Annotated in this window: 21 protein-coding genes; all 21 read left to right on the top strand. The window is 36.9% G+C overall.

The window, feature by feature from the left end:
- Positions 1–630 precede the first annotated feature (630 nt).
- Positions 631–1,968, top strand: coding sequence for a signal recognition particle protein (ffh, locus tag CLW00_RS16675; protein WP_106134840.1), 1,338 nt, complete (start codon positions 631–633; stop codon positions 1,966–1,968).
- Between the two features lie 465 nt (positions 1,969–2,433).
- Positions 2,434–2,604, top strand: a complete 171-nt coding sequence (locus CLW00_RS21440) for a hypothetical protein (RefSeq protein ID WP_170073238.1) — start codon at positions 2,434–2,436, stop codon at positions 2,602–2,604.
- A 946-nt stretch (positions 2,605–3,550) separates the two neighbouring features.
- Positions 3,551–4,225: a hypothetical protein gene (locus CLW00_RS16690; RefSeq protein ID WP_106134843.1), complete on the top strand. Its 675-nt coding sequence runs from the start codon at positions 3,551–3,553 to the stop codon at positions 4,223–4,225.
- A gap of 876 nt (positions 4,226–5,101) precedes the next feature.
- The gene (locus tag CLW00_RS16700; RefSeq protein ID WP_106134845.1) at positions 5,102–5,614 is read left to right on the top strand and encodes a winged helix-turn-helix domain-containing protein; all 513 of its coding nucleotides are present in this window, start codon (positions 5,102–5,104) and stop codon (positions 5,612–5,614) included.
- Between the two features lie 104 nt (positions 5,615–5,718).
- Positions 5,719–6,897 carry an ATP-binding protein gene (locus tag CLW00_RS16705; RefSeq protein WP_106134846.1) on the top strand — a complete coding sequence of 393 codons (1,179 nt, stop codon included), beginning with the start codon at positions 5,719–5,721 and terminating at the stop codon, positions 6,895–6,897.
- A gap of 338 nt (positions 6,898–7,235) precedes the next feature.
- A complete protein-coding gene (locus tag CLW00_RS16710) occupies positions 7,236–7,454 on the top strand; it encodes a hypothetical protein (protein WP_106134847.1) in 219 nt (72 codons plus the stop codon).
- Positions 7,455–7,920: 466 nt separating this feature from the next.
- Positions 7,921–9,369, top strand: coding sequence for an ABC transporter ATP-binding protein (locus tag CLW00_RS16715; protein WP_245917335.1), 1,449 nt, complete (start codon positions 7,921–7,923; stop codon positions 9,367–9,369).
- A 3-nt stretch (positions 9,370–9,372) separates the two neighbouring features.
- A complete protein-coding gene (gene pseB, locus CLW00_RS16720; RefSeq protein WP_106134849.1) occupies positions 9,373–10,383 on the top strand; it encodes a UDP-N-acetylglucosamine 4,6-dehydratase (inverting) in 1,011 nt (336 codons plus the stop codon).
- Positions 10,384–10,385: 2 nt separating this feature from the next.
- Positions 10,386–11,540, top strand: coding sequence for a UDP-4-amino-4,6-dideoxy-N-acetyl-beta-L-altrosamine transaminase (gene pseC, locus CLW00_RS16725; RefSeq protein ID WP_211300214.1), 1,155 nt, complete (start codon positions 10,386–10,388; stop codon positions 11,538–11,540).
- A complete protein-coding gene (gene pseF, locus CLW00_RS16730) occupies positions 11,533–12,210 on the top strand; it encodes a pseudaminic acid cytidylyltransferase (RefSeq protein WP_106134851.1) in 678 nt (225 codons plus the stop codon). Before pseC ends, pseF begins: the two co-directional genes overlap by 8 nt.
- A 22-nt stretch (positions 12,211–12,232) precedes the next feature.
- Positions 12,233–13,207: a PseG/SpsG family protein gene (locus CLW00_RS16735; RefSeq protein ID WP_106134852.1), complete on the top strand. Its 975-nt coding sequence runs from the start codon at positions 12,233–12,235 to the stop codon at positions 13,205–13,207.
- A gap of 38 nt (positions 13,208–13,245) precedes the next feature.
- Positions 13,246–13,713, top strand: a complete 468-nt coding sequence (locus CLW00_RS16740) for a GNAT family N-acetyltransferase (protein WP_170073239.1) — start codon at positions 13,246–13,248, stop codon at positions 13,711–13,713.
- A 2-nt stretch (positions 13,714–13,715) separates the two neighbouring features.
- Positions 13,716–14,750, top strand: a complete 1,035-nt coding sequence (locus tag CLW00_RS16745; RefSeq protein WP_106134854.1) for an N-acetylneuraminate synthase family protein — start codon at positions 13,716–13,718, stop codon at positions 14,748–14,750.
- A complete protein-coding gene (locus CLW00_RS16750) occupies positions 14,747–15,472 on the top strand; it encodes a WbqC family protein (RefSeq protein ID WP_106134855.1) in 726 nt (241 codons plus the stop codon). Before CLW00_RS16745 ends, CLW00_RS16750 begins: the two co-directional genes overlap by 4 nt.
- Positions 15,469–16,377 carry a GNAT family N-acetyltransferase gene (locus tag CLW00_RS16755; protein WP_106134856.1) on the top strand — a complete coding sequence of 303 codons (909 nt, stop codon included), beginning with the start codon at positions 15,469–15,471 and terminating at the stop codon, positions 16,375–16,377. The genes CLW00_RS16750 and CLW00_RS16755 overlap by 4 nt, the downstream gene beginning before the upstream one ends.
- Positions 16,378–16,405: 28 nt before the next feature.
- Positions 16,406–17,119, top strand: coding sequence for a PIG-L deacetylase family protein (locus CLW00_RS16760; RefSeq protein ID WP_106134857.1), 714 nt, complete (start codon positions 16,406–16,408; stop codon positions 17,117–17,119).
- A 168-nt stretch (positions 17,120–17,287) separates the two neighbouring features.
- A complete protein-coding gene (locus CLW00_RS16765) occupies positions 17,288–18,625 on the top strand; it encodes a hypothetical protein (RefSeq protein ID WP_170073240.1) in 1,338 nt (445 codons plus the stop codon).
- Between the two features lie 2 nt (positions 18,626–18,627).
- Positions 18,628–19,560, top strand: coding sequence for a glycosyltransferase family 2 protein (locus CLW00_RS16770; RefSeq protein WP_106134859.1), 933 nt, complete (start codon positions 18,628–18,630; stop codon positions 19,558–19,560).
- Complete coding sequence (locus CLW00_RS16775; RefSeq protein ID WP_106134860.1) at positions 19,557–20,744, top strand: glycosyltransferase family 4 protein; 1,188 nt, start codon at positions 19,557–19,559, stop codon at positions 20,742–20,744. The genes CLW00_RS16770 and CLW00_RS16775 overlap by 4 nt, the downstream gene beginning before the upstream one ends.
- Positions 20,745–21,824, top strand: a complete 1,080-nt coding sequence (locus tag CLW00_RS16780; protein ID WP_106134861.1) for a glycosyltransferase — start codon at positions 20,745–20,747, stop codon at positions 21,822–21,824.
- Positions 21,821–22,945 (top strand): glycosyltransferase family 4 protein, encoded by a 1,125-nt coding sequence (locus tag CLW00_RS16785; RefSeq protein WP_106134862.1) that lies wholly within the window; start codon positions 21,821–21,823, stop codon positions 22,943–22,945. The genes CLW00_RS16780 and CLW00_RS16785 overlap by 4 nt, the downstream gene beginning before the upstream one ends.
- Positions 22,946–22,970 lie beyond the last annotated feature (25 nt).

Genomic DNA, 22,970 nt, shown 5'->3' on the forward strand with positions numbered 1-22,970 from the left:
GGGGATTGATGAATTGATGAACTGACGAATTGACGAACCGAGATCAGTACACCAAACCTTAAACTCAGTATTAACCCCAATCTAAAATCTAAGATCTACAATTTTGGTGTTAAAGGTTAAAAATGTTAAAAGTTGGGTGGATTGTGGGTGTGGGGTTTTTGACGAACTGACGAACTGGGGAATTGATGAACTGAGATCAGTACACCAAACCTTAAACTCAGTATTAACCCCAATCTAAAATCTAAGATCTACAATCTTGGTGTTAAAGGTTAAAAATGTTAAAAGTTGGGTGGATTGTGGGTGTGGGGGATTGATGAATTGATGAACTGATGAATTGACGAACCGAGATCAGTACACCAAACCTTAAACTCAGTATTAACCCCAATCTAAAATCTAAGATCTACAATCTACAATTTTGGTGTTAAAGGTTAAAAATGTTAAAAGTTGGGTGGATTGTGGGTGTGGGGTTTTTGATGAACTGACGAATTGGGGAACTGAGGAACTGATGAATTGGGGAATCTAAAATCCACAAGCTAAATCCTCTCCTTCTTACTTTAATACAGGATTCAGCCTTTTCGATTCTCCATAAACGAAATAAATTCCTATTTTTGCTTCAAATAACGAATAAGCATGTTTGATAATCTTAGTTTTAAGTTAGATAGAGCTTTTAAGACCCTTAAGGGTACTGGAAAAATTACAGAAATTAACGTCGCTACCACTGTCAAAGAAATCAGAAGAGCTTTGATAGATGCCGACGTCAACTATAAAGTTGCCAAAGACGTAACTGATACAATCAAGGAAGAAGCCCTTGGAAGAGACGTTTTGATCTCCGTTTCCCCAGGACAACTCTTGGTGAAAATCACTCAGGAAGAACTGACCAAACTCATGGGCGGTACCAAGGTGGATGTTACCCTGTCAGGTGATCCGGCTGTAGTATTGATTTCAGGTCTTCAAGGTTCGGGTAAAACGACTTTCACAGGTAAATTCGCCAATCTTCTTAAAAAGCAAGGCAAACAGGTACTTTTAGCCGCTTGTGATATCTACAGACCAGCTGCGATTGACCAATTGAAGGTCTTGGGTGAACAGATTGGTGTGGAGGTGTATGCAGAACCTGAAAATAAAAATGCCCTTCAGATTGCTAACAATGCCTTGGCCCATGCCAAGAAAACAGGCAAGAAAATCGTTATTGTCGATACAGCAGGTCGTCTAGCTGTGGATGAGCAGATGATGCAGGAGATAGAGACTTTGAAAAAAGAGCTTAACCCTTCTGAAACATTGTTTGTGGTCGATTCAATGACCGGTCAAGATGCTGTGAATACGGCCAAAGCTTTTGACGAACGTCTGAATTTTGACGGGGTTGTCCTGACCAAATTGGATGGTGATACCAGAGGTGGTGCAGCCATTTCAATTCGTCATGTGGTCAACAAACCGATCAAGTTTATCTCCACCGGAGAGAAGATGGAAAATATCGACGTCTTCCATCCTGACCGTATGGCACAGAGAATTCTGGGAATGGGGGATGTTATTTCCTTGGTGGAGCGCGCCCAACAGACTTTTGATGAGGATGAAGCCAAGCGTATCAATTCTAAAATCAGAAAGAACCAATTTAACTTTGATGACTTCCTGTCCCAACTTGAACAAATCAAGAAAATGGGTAATATCAAAGACCTGATGGGGATGATTCCGGGAATGGGTAAAGCGATGAAAGGTTTGGACATAGATGATGATTCCTTCAGACCAATTGAGGCTATCATCAGAAGTATGACGCCTCTGGAAAGGGAAAATCCGGATGTGATTGATGGCAGCAGAAGAAAAAGAATTGCCACTGGAAGCGGTAGAAGCATTCAGGAAGTCAATAACTTGATGAAGCAGTTTGGCGATATGCGCAAAATGATGAAACAAATGAATAAGATGGGTGGAGCCCAAAAAGCCCTTGGAAGCATGATGCCAAATCTTAAGAGGAAGTAGGGGAAGGTGGAAAAGGATTAAAGGGGAAAGGAAAGGATGAAGGATTGACAGGGTTGGTTGAAACACCTGTCAAGACAAGACCAAATGCCATCGGCATGACTGAAATAATAGCCCGGTAATTTATTGTCGGGAACAATGGTTAAGAGTTGGTTTTAAAGTGCCATTAGAGACAAGAGGCAAGAGTCAAGATGGGTTGATGTTGACCTTTGGGGTTTCCAAAACCCCGAAGATCTGGATGGAGGAAGGATGATAAAAAATCCATTAATTGGTAAAGGTGGTGCGTTATCCGAAGGTTGTACCTTCGGATTTATGGTTTTTGAGCTTATAGCTCAAAAGGGTATTGAAAGTCCCTATACGGCAGAAATACTATTGAAATCGAAGTGTAGCATAGATCCCGAGAACGAAGAGAATCGGGATAAAATTAAGAACCTATGCGTATTGAAGATTCCGAACGCTTAAATGGCCATGAGTGAGGACACTCACGGCGGCGAAATTGTTTCTACTTTTTCTGACAAAAAAACCTTCGAGGTCGAAAAAAGACCTCAAAGGTTAGCAGTCCCTGACCTTTGGGGTTTCCAAAACCTCGAAGGTCTGGATGGAGGAAGGATGATAAAAAATCCATTTCGCCTCGGTTAGTGTCTCACTAACCGACCCCTGCTTATTTGAAAGTATTTATTTTCCCGCAGATATCGCAGACGAACGCTGATAAGCCTCGCTTTTGAAATTCTTCGCTCACTTTTAGCCTTTGGCTGAAACCTGAGAATTATAGTTGACAATTGGTGCGTTATCCGAAGGTTGTACCTTTGGATTTATGGTTTTTGAGCTTATAGCTCAAAAGGGTATTGAAAGTCCCTATATTGCAGAAATACTATTGAAATCGAAGTGTAACATAGATCCCGAGAACGAAGGGAATCGGGATAAAATTAAGAACCTATGCGTATTGAAGATTCTAAACGCTTAAATGGCCATGAGTGATGACACTCACGGCGGCGAAATTGTTTCTACTTTTTCTGACAAAAAAACCTTCGAGGTCCAAAAAAGACCTCAAAGGTTAGCAGTCCCTGACCTTTTGGGGTTTCCAAAACCCCGAAGGTCTGGATGGAGGAAGGATGATAAAAAATCCATTTCGCCTCGGTTAGTGTCTCACTAACCGACCCCTGCTTATTTGAAAGTGTTTATTTTCCCGCAGATATCGCAGACGAACGCAGATAAGCCTCGCTTTTGAAATTCTTCGCTCACTTTTAGCCTTTGGCTGAAACCTGAGAATTATAGTTGACAATTGGTGCGTTATCCGAAGGTTGTACCTTCGGATTTATGGTTTTTGAGCTTGTAGCTCAATATAGCACTAAAACTCCAATTACGGTAAAATCCCCTGCTCCCACAATCCTCCCAACTTTTAACTTTTTTTACTTTTCACAACCATAAGAAGTCTGATTTTAGCCTTAAACTCCCTTGAAGTGGATCGAAGGTTTTTTTAAAAAAAGCAGAATAAAAAAAATCAATAAGTCTATTTTTGGGTTAAGTTTTTATTCTTTGGCAAAAACTATATTCTGTCTTTTATTGGCGTAAAACACATTTTAATATGAAAAAGATTTTACTCATTGCGTTCATTCTGCAACTCCCTTTCTTTTTGCAAGCCCAAAAGCAAGTCAGCACTTATCCCAATACCTACTGGAGCAGTGGGGGAGAATGGATTTTTTCCGGAGGTGCAGTAGAAGGTGTCAATAATGTGGTTCGTTGGGCTCCGGTCATCAACCTTCAGAATTTCCTGAACTTTGACAGCAATGAAAACTTCGGTTGGTTCACGGGAATTAACTTAAGAAATGTGGGATTTATTTTTGACGAGACTCCACAAATCAGAAAAAAAGTAAGAACCTACAATGCTGGGGTACCTTTGGGTGTAAAATTCGGTAACCTAGACAGCCAATTTTTCTTTGCCGGATACGAACTGGAATGGGCTTTCAATTATAGAGAAAGGACATTTGTGGACGAAAGGAGAGTAGATCGATTTAATGTCTGGTTCAGCGATAGGGTCAATAGGTGGCAAAGTTCATTTTTCGCAGGAGTCACTTTACCGGGAGGTACCAGTATTAAAGTAAAGTATTATCCTACAGAGTTTTTTAACAGGGATTTTACAGTAAGCCCAGACCCCGGAGTTTTTATACGCCCTTATGAAAACCTCAGGGCCAATGTCGTGTATGTTTCCCTAAGCTTTAATGTGTTTAGCCGAGGAGAATTTTCCATAGGGGAGAATTAGTCGAGAGCCTTCTGGGCTTTGCATTTAGGCCAAATAGAAATAAAGGAAGAGGGATGAAAAAAGGATGAGGGAGGAAGGATGAAAGGGATGGGGTTGTGGGAGGTTATTCTTTTAATTTACGATTTACCAATTACGAGGCTTTTTATTGAAGTGAGGCTAGATGGACTTGCAAACATTGAATTTGAAATAATATCGAATTTCGAATGATGGATGATGAATGATGAAGTAAAATGGTTGGTTGTAGGTAGGAGGTTATTCTTTTAATTTACGATTTACGACTTGGCTTTCCGGTAGGTAGGTTTCTGCGTTATCCGAAGGTTGTACCTTCGGATTTATGGTTTTTGAGCTTATAGCTCAAAAGGGTATTGAAAGTTCCTATATGGCAGAAATACCATTGAAATCGAAGTGTAACATAGATCCCGAGAACGAAGAGAATCGGGATAAAGTGGAAATAAAAGCAAGAACCCTGAAGGACCGATCTATAAAAGCTAAATGTAGATCAAAGGTTTTTCTGAATCCAATTATTAACAATTTTCAGAAGATAATGTGTATTTTTTTTGTACATAAACATTTCATTTATGTTTTCTTGCATTTTAAAAATCTCCGAGTAAATTTGTTACTCATGAGTAAGTTTATTACTCATCCCGCTAGGTTTCCCCTGGGACTGAAAGGGCGAAGCGTCCATAACAATTACGATTTTAGATTTACGACCTGCCTTCCGGTAGGAAGGTTTACGACGCTTTGCTCTGTTCATCTCGATTTGTTAAAGGTTAATGGTTAAATGTTAATTGGCCGTCACTCACCTGAACCTTTAACTTTTAACACTTAACATTTAACAACCCCCCTCAATTAAGCAATTCCCCACCAGTACCCCCTGTGCTCGACTCCCTCGTCACTTCTAAAACCCGCATCAAACTCCTCCTGAAGTTTTTTTCACACAACAATTCAGGGTACTTGCGTTCGCTTGCCAAGGAATTTGACGAATCGACCAACTCGGTCAGAGTGGAACTCAACCGTCTCACGGAAGCGGGACTCCTGACTTCAGGAGAAGAGGGCAAAACCAAGGTCTACCGAGCCAATCAGGCACACCCTTTTTTCGAAGAAATCACCAACATGGTCTCCAAATTCCTGGGACTCGATACCCTGATGGAACAGGTGGTGCGCCGTATGGGAGATGTTCAAAAAGCCTATATCATAGGAGACTATGCCAAAGGAATCGACTCCGGAACCGTCGAAATGGTCCTGATTGGCAATGACCTTGATCTTGACTATCTCGAGTTCCTAAAAAGCAAAACATTTGAAAAGACAAAGCGGAAAGTTAAGGTTCACCTGTTCACCGAAGATCCGGGAGATGTTTCCGGGATTATGGTGTTTGGAAGCGGAGGGTAGATTCATTCATTTTAAATTTTTATCTAATAAATACAAGTCGTAAATTTTGTATATTGTGGTAAACAATAACAGCCTATTTTTGTATAGTCTAATAAACAGAAATAATGGAACCACTCTTTGAGCTTTACTTTAAACTCCTTAAAAATGTAAATCTCAGTTTTCAAAGAAGCTTGATGGAGAAGATCCAATGGCAACATCGGCTTATTGGCATTACCGGTGCCAGAGGGGTAGGGAAAACAACCATCTTACTCCAGTACTTAAGTAAATCCAAATTAAGCAGAAATGAATCATTGTATGTTTCCCTAGATCATATTTGGTTCTCAAAAAACTCACTCTTGGATCTAGCAGATCAATTTTCAAAATCAGGAGGGAAAGTCTTGGTTATAGATGAAGTTCATAAATATGCCAATTGGTCCAAAGAAATAAAAAACATCTACGACTTCTATCCGGAATTGAAGGTAATATTCACCGGCTCATCTTTACTTGAAATTTTAAATTCAGCTGCTGATCTAAGTCGAAGAGCTGTATTGTATTCCATGGGTGGACTTTCCTTCCGGGAATTTCTGAATTTCGATCAGGGTCTTAACCTCCCTTTTTATAGCCTCGAAACAATCCTAAAACAGCATCAGGAAATTGCAGATGAAATCGTTTCCCAAGTTAAACCCTTGCAGTTTTGGAATCAATACCTCAAACAAGGTTATTATCCTTTCTACAAAGAATTTGGTGAATTGTATCATCAACAAATTTTGGCTGTAATTAACCTCACCTTAGAAGTAGAACTGCCTTTACTCAGAAAAGTAGATGTGGCTTATATTCCCAAAATCAAGCAACTGCTCGCCATCATCGCTGATTCAGTGCCTTTTACTCCCAATATTTCTAAGCTTAGTGAAAAAATCGGAATCAATAGAACCACCTTGCTAACTTATCTTCATTTTCTTGAGGAAAGCGGTTTGATCTATGGATTACACCAAAATACCGAAGGTGTTTCCCTCCTCCAAAAACCGGGAAAAATTTACCTTAACAACCCAAATCTTGCATTTGCGCTTGGGTCAAATGTTGATATAGGAAATATAAGAGAAACATTCTTCCTCAATCAGGTGAATGTAAGCCATAAACTCAATCTTCCGCCAAATGCTGATTTTCAAATCGATAAAAATACCATCGTCGAAGTAGGAGGAAAGAATAAAAAGGGAAACCAAACCTGCGATTATTATGCGCTTGATCATATTGAAACAGGACTAAATAATAAAATACCCCTTTGGCTTTTCGGGTTCTTATATTGAAAATAATTCTTCAGGTTTAGTCAAAATGTAAATTTAAAAATTAGAAATTTAAAATTAGGGAAACCATCCACGCAGGAAAAATCTTCGTTTTAAATTACATAGTTATCACTTAGGAAAAACCCTAAATCTACACCAAACCCCACTTTTACCCCTCCCGACATTCGCTGGGGTAAGTTTTAACATTTAACGATCCAGTCATCAGTTCATCAGTTCATCGATTCATCAATCAAGGAATACCCTTAAATCTCAGGTTGTTCCTCTACGTTTAACAAACCAATCATCACTTATGCTGCACGGACTGCCTGGTACATTTTTCCTTTCCTGATATCTAAAAGTCCTTGGACAATTTCAAAAAATCAGGAGCCAAATACCTCCTGACCACAAGCTTTATAAATCACCCTACCAATACAGACATCCAAACCGGTTATTGGAGACCTATCAACTTGACTCAACCACCATTCTCATTCCCTACACATCTAAAGACAATTAATGAAAAGTGTACAGAAGGAGGAGGGAAGCATAAGAGTTTGGTGTTGGTAGGGTTAGAAAATATCTAAGAATGCTTTTTAACTCCTACGAATACTTACTTTTCTTACCAGTAGTTTTCCTGCTGTACTGGTTTGATTCTTGGAGAACTTAAAATCACAAAATAAAATTGGTGACTGAATTTTATCCCAAAATTAAATAATAAACAAAATCTCTTTCAATAAACTTAAATACTTCAATTATTTCTATTCCATCCTTGGTTTTAGAATCCTGATTGCATTTAGCCTGAGTTTGTTGGTGGCACTAATGGATGGATTTGGCCTTGCAATGTTTTTACCTTTGTTGCAGATGGTAGATGGGGGAGATATAAATATTGAGGTGTTGGGTCGGTTGGGGTTTATTTTGGAAGGGCTTGTTTTTTTAAGAATTCCGATCAATCTGGTTTCCGTTTTGATTTTGATTTTTGTTTTTTTCAGTTTAAAAGGAATTATCAAATTTTTTGAAGGATTGTATAAGACTGTCCTGAATCAATTATTTATGCGCAAAGTCAGAGATGAACACGTAGATTTATTGTCTAATTACAAGTATAAAGCCTTTTCAGTAGCTGATTCCGGTAAAATACAAAATACCATTACAGGTGAAGTCAATAAACTAAATGCAGCATATAGTGCATATTTTTTGGCCATGCAGGCATTGGTGATGGTAACTGTTTATATGGCCCTTGCCTTCAGTGTCAATGCCAAATTCTCCATTTTGGTTATTGTAGGAGGTCTTTTGACCAACTTTATCTACACTTATATTTTTAAAAGAACAAAAGCCCTTTCAAAAAAACTTACGGTAATTAATCATCAGTTCCAGGGTTTATTGATACAAAAAGTAGCTTTCTTCAAATACCTTAAAGCCACAGGGTCTATAGGCAAATTCAAGGATAAATTGAAATCAGGTATCCGTAATATCGAAGAAAACCAAAAGTGGATCGGAGTCAACAATGCTGTGGTAAATGCCATCAGAGAACCGATAATTATAGGAATTGTAGTGGCGGTAATATTGCTTGAGATATTGATGTTCAAAGGAAGCCTGGCATTGATTATCCTGAGCCTGATGTTTTTTTATAGGGCTTTGACTTATGTGCTCAATTTCCAGAATTATTGGAACATGTTTTTATCCAATTATGGGACCCTTGAAAATATGGTGGAATTTTCCAAAGAACTGGGAAAAGATCAAGAAACATTAGGAGGGCTTCAGTTGAAAAGGTTTGCCGAACAGATCGCTTTTGATGATGTTTGGTTTTTCTATGATGCTGTTCCAGTATTGAAGGAAATTAACTTAAGGATATCCAAAAATCAAACCATTGCCCTGGTCGGTGAAAGCGGTGCAGGAAAAACCACCCTAATAAACCTGATATCTGGATTGTACTTGCCCGATAAGGGAACGCTAAGCATTGACGGAATTCCTTTTCAAGATATTGATATGAGAACCTATCAAAACAAAATAGGATATATTACGCAAGAGCCTGTGATTTTTGATGATTCAATATTCAATAATGTCACTTTTTGGGCAGAACAGAATGAACAGAATATAAAGAGATTTTGGGAAGCAGTGGAAAAGGCTTCCATCAAGGATTTTATTCTTAGCCTGGAACAAAAGGAAAACAGTAGATTGGGCAACAATGGGATTTTGGTCAGCGGGGGGCAAAAACAAAGGCTTTCTATTGCAAGGGAGCTTTTCAAGGAAGTGGAAATACTCTTGATGGACGAGGCTACTTCTGCACTTGATTCCGAAACTGAGGCTTCCATCCAAACAAATATCGAAAAGTTGAAAGGACAATTCACCATCATCATCATCGCCCATAGACTGTCCACTGTAAAAAATGCAGATCAGCTGATATTGATGGAGAAAGGAAGAATCAAGCAAATGGGAACCTTTGAAGTATTGATGCAAGAATCCCAAGGATTTAAGAAAATGGTAGAATTTCAATTATTTTAAAATATGCTTTCAAACAAATCAATATTGATCACAGGCGGAACGGGTTCTTTGGGTAAGGCATTGACCAAGTATATCTTTGGGACCTATCCTGATGTGAAAAGGCTGGTAATTTTTTCAAGGGACGAGCAAAAACAATACCATATGGTACAGGAATATCCTGCTGATAAATTTCCGCAGATCAGGTTTTTTATCGGGGATGTGAGGGATAAGGAAAGATTGGTCAGGGCATTGAATGGGATTGATTATGTAATTCATGCTGCGGCCATGAAGCATGTCCCTATAGCGGAATACAATCCTGATGAATGTATCAAAACCAATGTGGGTGGTGCCCAAAATTTAATAGATGCCTGTTTGGATTCAAAAGTGGAGCGGGTCGTAGCCTTGTCCACCGACAAAGCCTGTGCGCCTATCAACCTGTATGGCGCTACCAAACTCACATCTGATAAGTTATTTATTGCGGCCAACAACATCAAAGGATGGAATCCTATTCGTTTTTCTGTGGTAAGGTATGGTAATGTAATGGGTTCAAATGGTTCTGTAATTCCATTTTTTTTGAATAAAAAGAAAGATGGGATATTGCCGATCACTGATCCTGAAATGACAAGATTCAATATTTCACTGAAAGGAGGAGTGGAAATGGTCATGCATGCGCTTGAACATATGTGGGGAGGGGAGCTCTTTGTACCCAAAATCCCATCATACAGAATTACCGATGTGGCGGAAGCCATTGGACCGGAATGCGAAAAGTCTGTAGTGGGAATCCGACCTGGCGAAAAAGTCCATGAGGAAATGATTACCGCTTCTGATAGTTATTATACCTATGATTTGGGGGCTTATTATGCCATACTGCCTTCTACTCATCAATGGAAATTGGAGGACTTTGTTAAGACTTTTAATGCCAAGAAAGTGCCAAAAGGATTTCAATATAATTCCGAACAAAATCAAGATTGGGAATCAGTGGAGAGTTTAAGAGAATTGATTAAAGAGCATGTTGACCAAAACTTCAAAATCTGATGATGAATAAAATACCCTACGGAAGACAACATATTTCTGAAGAAGATATAGAGGCTGTTGTTGATGTTTTGAAGTCAGATTGGTTGACCCAAGGTCCGAACATCAAACTATTTGAAGAAGCATTTGCCAAGTATGTAGGTGCCAAATACGCTGTTGCGGTTTCCAATGGGACCGCAGCTTTGCATTTAAATGTTTTGGCCCTTGGGCTTCAACCGGGAGAGAAGGTCATCACAACTCCCATCACCTTTGTAGCCTCTGCGAATTGCATCCGCTATTGTGGCGGTGAGGTTGTATTTGCCGATATCGACCCTGAGACCTACTTATTGGACATCAATGCTGTTCGGGCAATATTGGAGAATGACAAGGAAGGCAATTTCAAAGGGATTATCCCGGTCAATTTTGCGGGAAGGGTAGTGGACTTGGAGGCATTCAGGAAGCTTGCCGATGAATTTGCGCTTTGGATCATTGAGGATGCCTGCCATTCTCCTGGAGGTTACTTTACTGATTCCCATGGTGAAATCCAAAAATCAGGAAATGGTAATTTTGCTGATTTGGCGATATTTTCCTTTCATCCTGTCAAGCATATTGCAACGGGAGAAGGAGGAATGATTACCACCAATAACGAGATGCTATTTAAAAAGCTCCTCAATTTGAGAACCCATGGTATTCAGCAGGATTTCCAAAAGAAAATTTATGATCATGGGCTTTGGTATTATGAGATGCAGGAATTGGGGTTTAACTATAGGTTTACAGATTTTCAGGCTGCTTTGGGTTTAAGCCAACTGAAAAGAGCCGATCAGGGACTGGTACGCAGAAAAGAGATTGCCCAAAAATATCATGATGCCTTTGCCAATGCTGCTTTTGTTCATGGGCAGTCCGGGGTCATAGAAGGTCATGCTTATCATCTATATGTCGTGGAATTCGAAAATCGGGATAAGCTGATCGGGTATCTTAGGGAGAAAAACATTTGGGCCCAAGTCCACTATATCCCTGCCCATTTGATGCCCTATTATAGGCAATTTGGTTGGAAAGACGGGGATTTGCCCTTGTCCGAAAATTACTATTCCAAATGTCTCAGTTTACCTGTGTATCCTACATTGACTGAGGAAGAACAGGAATTCGTTATTGACACTATCAACAAATTCTATCGTGGCTAATCTTTGTATCATTCCTGCCCGGGGAGGAAGCAAACGGATTCCCAGAAAAAATGTCAAGGATTTTTTGGGAAAGCCCATCATAGCTTATTCCATAGAAGTAGCCCTTCAATCAGGCCTTTTTGATGAGGTGATGGTTTCGACTGATGATATTGAAATAGCGGAGGTAGGAAAAAAGTATGGGGCGAAGGTTCCGTTTTTGAGAAGCTCAAAAAATTCAAATGATTACGCTTCTACTAGTGATGTAATTAATGAGGTTCTTGTTTGTTATAAAGAGAATGGGATTCATTTTGATTTTTGTTGTTGTCTTTATCCTACTGCTCCTTTTGTTACTTCTGATAACCTTCATGAGGGTTTTTCCAAAATACAGCTTGATAATCTAAACACGGTGTTTCCAGTTGTGGAGTTTTCTTACCCAATTTTTCGAAGCCTAAAAAGAGAAAACAATAAGACTACCATGTTTTGGCCTGAGTATTTGAACAACAGATCTCAAGATTTGCCTAAAGCTTATCATGATGCAGGTCAATGGTATTGGTTAAACTTAAAAACATTTGAAGGAAAGCTATGGACAGACCAAACTCATTCAATTATTTTAGAGGAAAGCAGGGTTCAAGACATTGATTCACTTTCTGATTGGTCATTAGCTGAATTAAAATATAAATACCTCCAATGATGCAAACAAGGTTAAATCTTAAATGAATAAAGTAGTTTTAAAAGCTAATGCAAGCTTCTCTGAAGGATATGGTCATGTATATAGGCTTTTGGCTCTTTATAAAATTCTTGAGAATTATTTTGACTGCTCCTTTATTTCTGGAGTATTACCTAATGCGATAAGAAGGACTTTAATTGAAAAAAAATTATCATTTTTTGAATTTGAGAATGAAAATCTGGAAATAGAATTTATTTCTAAGAATAGGGGCGCAATAGTTGTTTTAGATGGGTATAATTTCACGTCCAATTATTTTGAAAAAATTAAACATCACAACTGTAAAATTATTAAAGTAGATGATTTTTATGAATGCAATCCAATCTTTGATGGAATTATAAATCACTCACCTCTAGCTCAATTAGGTGACTATGTAAGGCCCTTTGTGCATCAAAACTTTGCTTTAGGGGCTGATTATGTATTACTAAGGAAGGCTTTTTTAAAAGCGGCTAGAAAAAGAAACAATGAAATTCAAGGCATAACAAAGGTATTTGTTTGTTTTGGTGGTACCGATCCTAAAAACATTTCATCAATTGTATTAGAGGAGTTATTAAAGAATAGTGTAATTAATGAAATTCATATAATTTCTGATAAGCTTCTCTATAATGAGTCTGATTCAAATGTGAAAATTTTTACTTACAAAAATTTAGATGAATATGAGATTATCGATTTGTTAAGGAAATCCCATCTTACTATTTGTCCCCCAAGTACAATAAGTTTGGAAGCGTGTGCTGTTGGGACACCACTCATAGTAATTCCTGTTGTTGACAATCAGATCGAAATTGGCAAAGGATTATCGACGAAGAAAGCTGCATATCTTTTAGAGTTTGCTCATCTAAATAAATTGAATTCAGTAATAAATTCTCTCAAATCCAGTGATTTGGAAGATATCAAGTATTATCAATCTCAACTTATTGATGGAAAGTCAAGCGATAGGTTAATAGAATTTTTTAGAAAATTTTGAAATTAATTCAATTAAATAAAGTGTATTTAGATAAGAACATGGATTCGATTTTAGCTATTGAAAATCATGTGTTCAACGCGTTTGGAAATATCTATGATGAAACAAAATGGACATATAAAGAATTTGCTCATTCACTTCCAAAGAAAGAAATATATAGTATAGGGGGGATAATTGATAACCAATTGGTAGGTTTTTCAATTGGTTACGAGTTCAAACCTAAGTTTTCTCATGTTTCTAGATTTGCAATCAGCCCTCATTTCATCGGTACAGGAATAAGCAAGAAGATTATGTTATTTCAATTAGAAATAATGTCACAAAATAATTGTGAAAAATGTTCTATTGATTTAACAAGGAAAAATGAAAGGGCATTTAAATTTTATTCTAGTTTGGGATTTAAACAATTAAAGGGTGATGATCTTGAAGAATATGTGTTGCTAAAGAATAGGGATGAAAGTCAATATTTAGATGAGGATAGTTCACATATTGCGATGGTATTAATTTTATAATTATGAATTTTTCATTAAAACAAAGGACAAAGAATAGTGTTTTCATTATTGCTGAAATCGGCAATAATCATAATGGAAGTAAAAAAACAGCATTTGAGTTAATTGATATTGCTGCTGAATCAGGAGTTGATGCTGTGAAGTTTCAAACATTTACCGGATTAGATATAGTTACACCAAAAGTTAAAGCTGACGAATATAAAGGTTGGAATGTAAAGGGTTATGCATATTGGTTCGAATTTTTAGACTCCATTGCCTTACCATTAGAAGATCATCTTGAAGTTTTTAATTATGCTATCAATAAAGGTTTAATTCCTTTTTCTACACCTACATCATCTGAAATTGTTGGTTTCCTGGAAAAAATTAATACTCCATTGTATAAGATTGCTTCAATGGATTTGACAAATATTAAATTACTTAAATCTGTCGCAGATACTGGTAAACCAGTTATTATCTCCACAGGTATGGGAACTGATGAGGAAATCAGAAAAGCGATATCTATCTTCAGTAAAAATGAATTAGCAATTTTGCATTGCATAAGTGATTATCCAACAAAACCTGAAAATGCGAACCTAAAAGCAGTTTCTTATATAAAAGAAAGGTATAAAGTTCTTACTGGTTTATCAGACCACTCTGTAACAAATGTATTTAGTCTTGGTGCAGTTGCTTTAGGAGGGAGAATTATAGAAAAGCATATCACTTATTCAAGGAAAGAAAAAAGAAAGGCCGAACATCATTTTTCCTTGGAACCCAAAGAATTAAAATTACTGGTTGAAAGTATCAGAACACTTGAAAAAGGTTTAGGTGAAAATAAATTAATTAGAACTCCCGATGAAGATTTAAATAAATTTAAATACAGAAGAAGTTTGCATTTAAACAAAGCTTTAAATAAAGGTGATCGAATTAGTATTGAAGACATTTCAATTTTGCGACCAAATATCGGAGATGCCCCATCTGAATTTGATAATTATATAGGAAAAGAGTTGGTTAGGGACATTGGACCATGGACAGGGTTAAATAAAGATATGATTAAAGGATGAAAATCATTTCTGCCCATCAACCAGCATATCTGCCTTGGCTAGGTTATTTTCATAAAATACTGTTAAGCGATGAATTTGTAATAATGGATGATGTTCAATACGAAAAGAATTCTTATATAAATCGAAATCAAATTGTAAATAATAAACAAAAATTTTGGTTAACCATTCCATTAATCAATAAGAGTGATAATTCTGGAATAATTAAAGAAATGGAGCTGGCTAATCATATATGGAAAGTTAAACACATCAAGTCGATTGAATATTCTTATAAAAAATCTCCATTTTTTAGTGAAATAATGCCAATTATTGAAAGCAGTCTTGAAATTCAGAGTAATTATTTAATTGACTATACCAACAGCTTTCTATTTCAAATTTTAGATTATCTTGATATTGAAACGAAAATTCATTTCGCCAGTGATTTAAAAATCCGATCGAAAAAACTTGATTACGTTGTTGAATTGACAAAGAAACTTGAAGGAGATTTATTTGTTTTTGGAAAACTAGGGTCAGACTATGCTAATAAATCCACCTTTGAAGGGAATGGCATTAAGGCATATTTTCAAAATTATCTTCATCCTGATTATCGACAATATAACCAAGATGATTTTTTTTCACACATTTCTATAATCGATTTACTTTTTAATTATGGATCTATTGAAACGGTGAGTGTAATTATGAGAAGTAATGTCTCAAAACAAGATATAGTTAACTATCAAGGATGAAATATTCTTGTGACCCTAGCCTTCTTTTTGATTCCCAGTATTCTGAAGATTTAGATCATGAATATTTATTAAATATTCATGAACAATTAGATTTAAATTCGAACCAAGGATTTTATGTAGATTCTTCAAATTGTTATTTGAAAGCAAGCTTTTTGAATTGGGACTCTAATCATTTTGGCTTTCCGATGGCTCGCCTTGAATATCTATTTTTCACTGATAGTAATGTGATTGAAAATAATTGGAAACTGTTTATTGATTGGTTGACTGAAAACAGAATAAATCATGTATCGTTTAGGTCCAATTCACAAAACATTGAAGTTATTAATTACCTAAAGTCAAATAATTTTTCAATTATATCTAGGAAGTATATGCTAAGGATAGCTAAGGATAGATATGTAAATAAACAAACTATATTACCATTGTTTGAATTGCCTTTAAATAATGAAATATTATACCTTGGTGAGAAAAGCTTCAAATATGGTAGATTTTTTAACGATCAATTTATTGACAATTCTAAAGCTAAATTACTTTATAAAAAGTGGCTTGAGAATAGCATAATTGATAAAAATCATAGCATTATTCTCAATGTTAAAGAGGATGAAGTATTAGGATTTGTTCTTTTTAAAAAAGGCCTAAATTACAGTAGTGATTTAGACCTACAATTTCCACACGGTCTAATATCACTAATAGCAACCAATGAAAACCATGCGGGTAAAGGCATAGGAAAACAGTTATTGAATTCCGCCATGTGGCACCTGTTTGAAAGAGAAAGCTGTAAGGTTGTATATGCTAACACAGATATAATGAACCTAGAGAGTTTAAGGCTGTTTCAATCTCAGGGTTTTACAGTTTATAATGAATTGTCTGAATTAAGAATGTGGTATTCAAGTGATAGCTCAAAATAAAATAGGTTCATAATAGATTTAAAAATTTATGATAGATTCTTATCAAAACAAGAAAATACTTTTAGTTGTTGCTCATCCTGATGATGAAATATTAGGCGTTGGGGGTACTATGCATAGATTAATAATTGAGAGAAATTGTATTGTTAGAACGATTATTCTAGGAGAGGGCATCACATCTCGTTCGGATTCAAGGAATATTGAAAAATGGGAGACTGAACTTAAAATCCACAGGTCTAATATCGAGAAAGCAAGAGAGTTTATAGGTTTCCATTCTGTAGGAATATATGATTTCCCTGATAATCGATTTGACAGCGTTGAACTTTTAGATATAATCAAGGTAATTGAAAAAGAAAAAGAGGACTTTAGACCTGAAGTGATATTTACCCATCATGGCGGAGATTTAAATATTGATCATCAAAAAACCTTTGATGCAGTAATGACTGCATGTAGACCAATGAATACAGAAGGTGTTAAAACAATTATAACCTTCGAAACTATGTCCGGGACAGAATGGCGGGCTTCTACAGATCCTCGTCACTTTATTCCGAATATGTTCATTTCCATCTCAGAAACTGATTTGCAAGCTAAACTTAATGCAATTGAATCTTATGAATTTGAGAGAAGAAAATTCCCTCATCCAAGATCATCAGAAGCTTTAAAAATCCGTGCCCAAATGTGGGGCATTGCAAATGGAGTTGATTATGCGGAGGCTTTTTGCATTGTTCGGAACATTTGCTTTTAACCTAAGATTTTTAAGGAATTTTTGATTTAGTAGTTACTATAGATTCAAAATGTACTGGAATCGATTTTTATCCCATTTAATATTTAATAGTTGATTTATATATTTTACTGATAAATGATTTCCAAATCAAGACAAGTCATATCTCATTCACTACATGGTAGAAATAAAATGTATGAAAAAAGGGGGGTGGGCATGCTTGGTAACCAAAACTTCACCAAAGCATTTTTTAAAGTATGGAAACTTAAGGGAGTTGAATTTGCCAAACAATTGATCAAGTTGAAGTTTAATTTCATCAATCCATTTGCATTTAAGAAATTTCTTTTTGTCTTTGTCACCCACAATCAATACCTGGCGATTGCGCCAATATTTGAAAAGTTCAGGGGTGATTCCACTGGGATCAAACATGAGTTCAATGTCAATCAGAAGTTAGGGAACAGTTCCAACTTACCATTTTTATATATCTTTTTTTTGGATTTTATCAGCTTTCCGGTTTTTTATCTTCTGCACAGAAAATTTCTGATTTCCACTTACGGATCACATATCAAGGACATTACCTTAATAAATCTGTCTTCCTTCACTCTTTCCATTTATAGGATATTCGCATTTTTATTTTGGATTAAAAAGCCGCAATACCTGATTATGGCCAATGACCATTCGGATATCAATGTAGGGGCGTTTCATGCAGCCAAGAGGAACCAAATCACCACGATCTATTTTCAGCACGCCAATGTCTCGGATATATTCCCTCCCATGACATTTGACTATGCTTTTTTATATTCTGAGATGGCAGCAGAAGTTTATAGCAACATCAAGCAAACTAATACTTCGATGATTTCTGTCGGCAATATGAAGGCGGATGGATTTATCCAAATCAACCAAGAAAGGGTTTTTGACAGGAATAATCTCAGAATAGTCCTTTGCGTCAATACAGTAGCCGAAATCGAGACGTACGTGAGCTTGGCAAAAAAACTCGCAGATCTTGACAATGTGAAATTGATCAAATTCAGATTGCACCCTTATCTGCTGAAATTCCAAATGGATTTTGATCACCCCAAAATCATCATCAGCAACAGTAAATTGGAGAATTCATTTGAATGTTTTAAGGATATGGATCTAAATATTGCCGGCAACAGCAGTATTATCGAGGAAGCGTTGTTTACCGATACACCTACAGTGTATTTTGACTTGGATGAAAAGATGAGTGATTACTATGGTTATGCCAAAAATCAAATAGTCATAACCACTTTGAAGAACATTGATGCCGTGATTGGTTTTATAAAGAATTATGATTCACCTATTTCTGTAATTTCAAAAGCAGTCATATATTCCTCTTCTATCAACACCAAATTTACCGGAAAGACAAGCGAGTTGGTCGGGAAAATCATTATGGATATCGATTCAGGAAAATTCCCCGATCCTGAGGTTTTGGAGAAGGATAATGCCGAAAGCTCGGAAAATATTTACCGCATTGTGGGTACTGATGTTAATTTGCCAATTTCGGGATAGTTATGTTTTCAGTAATCATTCCTGTTTTCAATAAGAGACCTCATATAGAGCGGGCAATCAATTCAGTACTGAATCAGACATATCAAGAATTTGAACTCATCTTGGTTGATGATGGGTCAACGGATGGCAGCAGGGAATTTGTGTCCACCTTGCAGGATGAGGATAAAATCAAGGTGTTTTTCAGGGACAAGCCTGGTCCTGGAGGATATGCTGCCAGGAATTTTGGGATCAAACAGTCAAAGTATGGCTGGATTGCTTTTTTGGATGCAGACGATGAATGGGATTTGGAGAGGCTCCAACAAATGAAAGATCTCAGTGAGCAATTTCCAGAAGCCTCGTTCCTCACCTCTGCTTGGAATGAGTATTTCAGTCAAAAGGAAATTGTTCCCGATTATTACTATTTGGCCCACAAGGATGAACCATCCCATTACTTTGACCTCAAAACATTTCTTTACGACAAGCAAATGGTATGCACCACTGTTGCCATCATCAGGAAAGAGGTGTTGTTGGCCGTTCAGGGATTTGATGAAACATGGAAGCGAGGGGCGGATCTGGATTTATGGCTTCGGGTGTTGCTGCAAGGTGTGAGAGGTGCCTGGTTGAATCAGATCAATGCCACCTATTTTAGGGATTCTGTAAATATGGTCACGGAGAATGTGGAATACGTGATTTCACCCGTAATGCCTACCATTCAAAAGTTTTTGAAAGAAAATGGTGATTTTCATCAAAAAACAGATTTGGAGAAATACTCCAATAAGCTGACTTATATTACAGTAAAACGACTGTTGATCACCAAAAAACCCTTTCGAAAAACCGGCTTTCATTATTTTTTTTTCAGTCCATTAAACCTCAATAAAATCTATTTGGGATTTCTTGCTTTGGTTTTCTTTCCTACAGGGGTTTCTAAGTTTTTTATCGGAAAGCGTATTCTTTGAAGCGTAAAGTAGTGTCTGTGAAACAGCGAAAAGAAATTCTTGTTTTTATCAATTACTATAATTCCAAGACTGAATCCTTTATTCTTTCCCAACTGGAATTTTTTAAAAAGAAGGGACTTGACTATTCCTTATTGGCTTACAACTATGCAGGTTCAGAAAAAGGAATTTATTCTGTTCCAATAGGGAGTAATTTTAAGGAACGCTTAGCAAACATCAAGCTTAATTCATGGAAAAAACTTTGGTTATTTTTTTCAAGCTTGAAATTCAAAAGTGGCTGGAATCTTAGCTTATACCAAACAGGCCTCCATTTTTTGGATCACCAATATGACTTTATTTACTGTCATTTTGGAACCAACGGAAAACTCATCGCCCAACTCAAAAACATAAGTGTAATCAATGCCCAAACGCAAATCATAGTACAGTTCCATGGCCTGGACCTGAACAGAAAGAAATATGGGACAGACTATTACTCCATTTTTAATAGAGAGGTAGAATATGTGATTTATGGTTCAGACCTTGCATTCAGGCTTTTGCAGGAGTTTACAATCACTAAACCCAAAAACCTAAAAATCCCTGTTTCAATTGATTTTTCGAAACTACATGAAGTAAGTAGGGAAAGGGATATTAAGGATACCGTGAAACTGATTTCAGTTGGAAGATTGATTCCCCTGAAGGGCCATGAAATCGCATTAAATTTGATTTCTCTTTTGAAATTAAAAACCTCAAAGAAGATTCTATTTGAGATCATTGGAGATGGGCATTTAAAATCAGCACTTGAAAATAAAATCAAGGCTTTGGGATTGGAAAGGGAGGTGTTGCTTTCCGGATGGAAAAGCCATGATGACGTTTTGAAGACATTGGCCGGATCACATATTTATTTATACACAGGAATTCAGGATCAAGACGGCAGGGTTGAGATGCAGGGCCTTGCCAATCTAGAAGCAATGGCATTGGGTTTGACAGTTGTTTCAACGGATGTGGGAGGAGTAGGTGAGATTGTGCTGGATCAAAAGAATGGTATTATCATTGATCCTAATGAATTGGAAGCTGCATCGGAAAAACTCAGGAATATCTTGGAAAATTATGAAGATCATAATCATTTGAGACTGGAAGCGAAATCACATGTCTTTGCCCATTACAATATGGATAAAGTTTATCAGGTAGTTTTGGATATCCTTAATTGAATGAAGATAGCAAGGGTAGTTCCATTTTTGGATTTTGGAGGAGTTGAAAAAGTGGTTGAAATTGCTACTTTGGAATTCTCCAAAAATGATGATTTGGAGCATGTTGTAATTGTTTTAGGTCTAAGTGGGAGAGTAGCGGCGTATCTTGAAAGTCAGGGTATCGAGGTAATTTGCCTGAATCAAAACCCTAGAATTCCAAACCTTTTTTTACTTTCCAATCTGTATATGCTATTTAGACAAAGACAATTTGATGTGGTCCATACTTCCGGAGCGGAAGCCAATTTTCATGGGATTCTTGCAGCTAGGTTGGCAGGTGTAAAAACAAGGATTGGAGAAGAAATCGGATTCCCAAAGCACCATCTTGCGTGGAGATTTATTTTTAAATTTATCTATTCCCAAGCTACCAAGGTCATTGTAATATCAGAAGCTGTCAAGAAAAAGCTAATCGCATTGGGAGAGTTAGGAGATGGTAAAGCTAAGGTGGTATATAACCCTGCCCAATTGCCAAGTGAACTTCGATTTCCTAAGGAAAAGAAAACTTATCTAACATTTGTGATGGTATGCAGGTTAACCCCGATCAAAAACATTCCGGCTGCAATTGAGGCATTTGCAAGTTTGGAACCTTCTTTTCAGAATAGGTACAAATTGTTAATTGTAGGTGATGGGGAACAGAAGGTCTTATTGGAAAAAAAGGTGGCGGAAATGGGATTCGAAAAGAAAGTAACATTTTGCGGTTATCAAGCCAATGTATCTGATTTTCTAAATCAATCTGATGTTTTTTTGATACCATCATTTTCGGAGGGTTCCTCTGTTGCCTTGACAGAAGCAATGCTCTATGGATTGCCTTCCATTGTGACTTCAGTTGGTGGAGCATCTGAGATTATTGGAAGCAGTGGATCGGCAGTTTTGGTTGATCCCAATAGTATTCCTGAAATCAGCAACGCAATTGAATATTTTCTTACCCTGCCGGCATCGGAATTGGCAATGATGGGAGCGAGGGCGAAGCAATATGCAGGCACCCATTTTTCACCTCAGAAATACGCAAGGGATTTACTCACTTTATACAAAAATCCAGTTTGAAAGTCAGGGTTTTATTCTGTCAGGAAACCATAGCATCAGGTGGGGTTGAGCAAAGAAGATTAAGCCTTGCGAGATTTTTGGATAATGAAAAATATGAAGTCAAAATTATTTGTACTTACAAGAAAGGACCATTACCCTCGGAATTTGAAAAAGCAGGAGTAGAGGTCATTGCAGTTGGAGGAATGAAACATCCTTTTCATTGGGCAATTCATAAAAAAGTATTGGGAATCATCAAGCAATTTAAACCACATATCATCCACGGGGCAGTTTTTGAAGGAAATGCAATGGCTTCCATTGGAGGTTTTATCGGTAAGGTTCCTATTGTCTTGGTAGAGGAAACTTCTCATCCTATTTATAGGTCAAAAAAAGCAATATTACTTCAAAGATTTCTTTTTACTGCTGCGGATAGGATAATTGGGATTTCACAATCCGTAACAGAGTTTTTAAAGGAGGTTGTGAAAATCCCCTCAAAGAAGATAAAGCTTATCAACAATGGAGTGGGCATTCCGGAAATCGATCTGGATTTTGACAAGCAGTCTTTTCGAAGTTCAATAGGTATTGGAACAAATGATTTTGTAGTAGGATTTGTGGGGAGGCTTTTTGATGATGTAAAACTAGTTACGATACTAGTTAAAGCCATTGCTGAATTAAAAGATGAAAAAGTAAAACTCGTTATTGTGGGAGATGGAAAGGATTTTGATTTGATACAAAAAACAATCATTGAATTGAAGCTTACCAAACAGGTTTTTATGGTAGGATATCAGCAAATCCCTTCGCCTTATTACCAAATCATGGATGTTTTTGCTATACCATCTGCGCATGAAGGTTTTGGATTGTCAGCGGTAGAAGCTATGATGCATAGACTTCCAGTGATTGCTTCCAATGTTGGAGGATTGAAAAATATTGTTGTAGAAGGTACGACAGGTTATCTAGTTCCTTCGAACTCAGTGGAAGCACTTACAGAGAAAATACAGTCACTGATTCAATTTGCTGAAAGAAGAATCAAAATGGGTAATGATGGATACGAGCGGGCAATGGAATTTTATACTTCCAAAAAATATTGTGAAGCAGTAGAAAATTTATATTTGGATTTGTTAATTGAGAAAGGAATCTCCAAATAGCCAGAAAATAAATTTAAAATTTACA

It is taken from the genome of Mongoliibacter ruber, from assembly GCF_003003005.1.
GTDB lineage: Bacteria > Bacteroidota > Bacteroidia > Cytophagales > Cyclobacteriaceae > Mongoliibacter > Mongoliibacter ruber.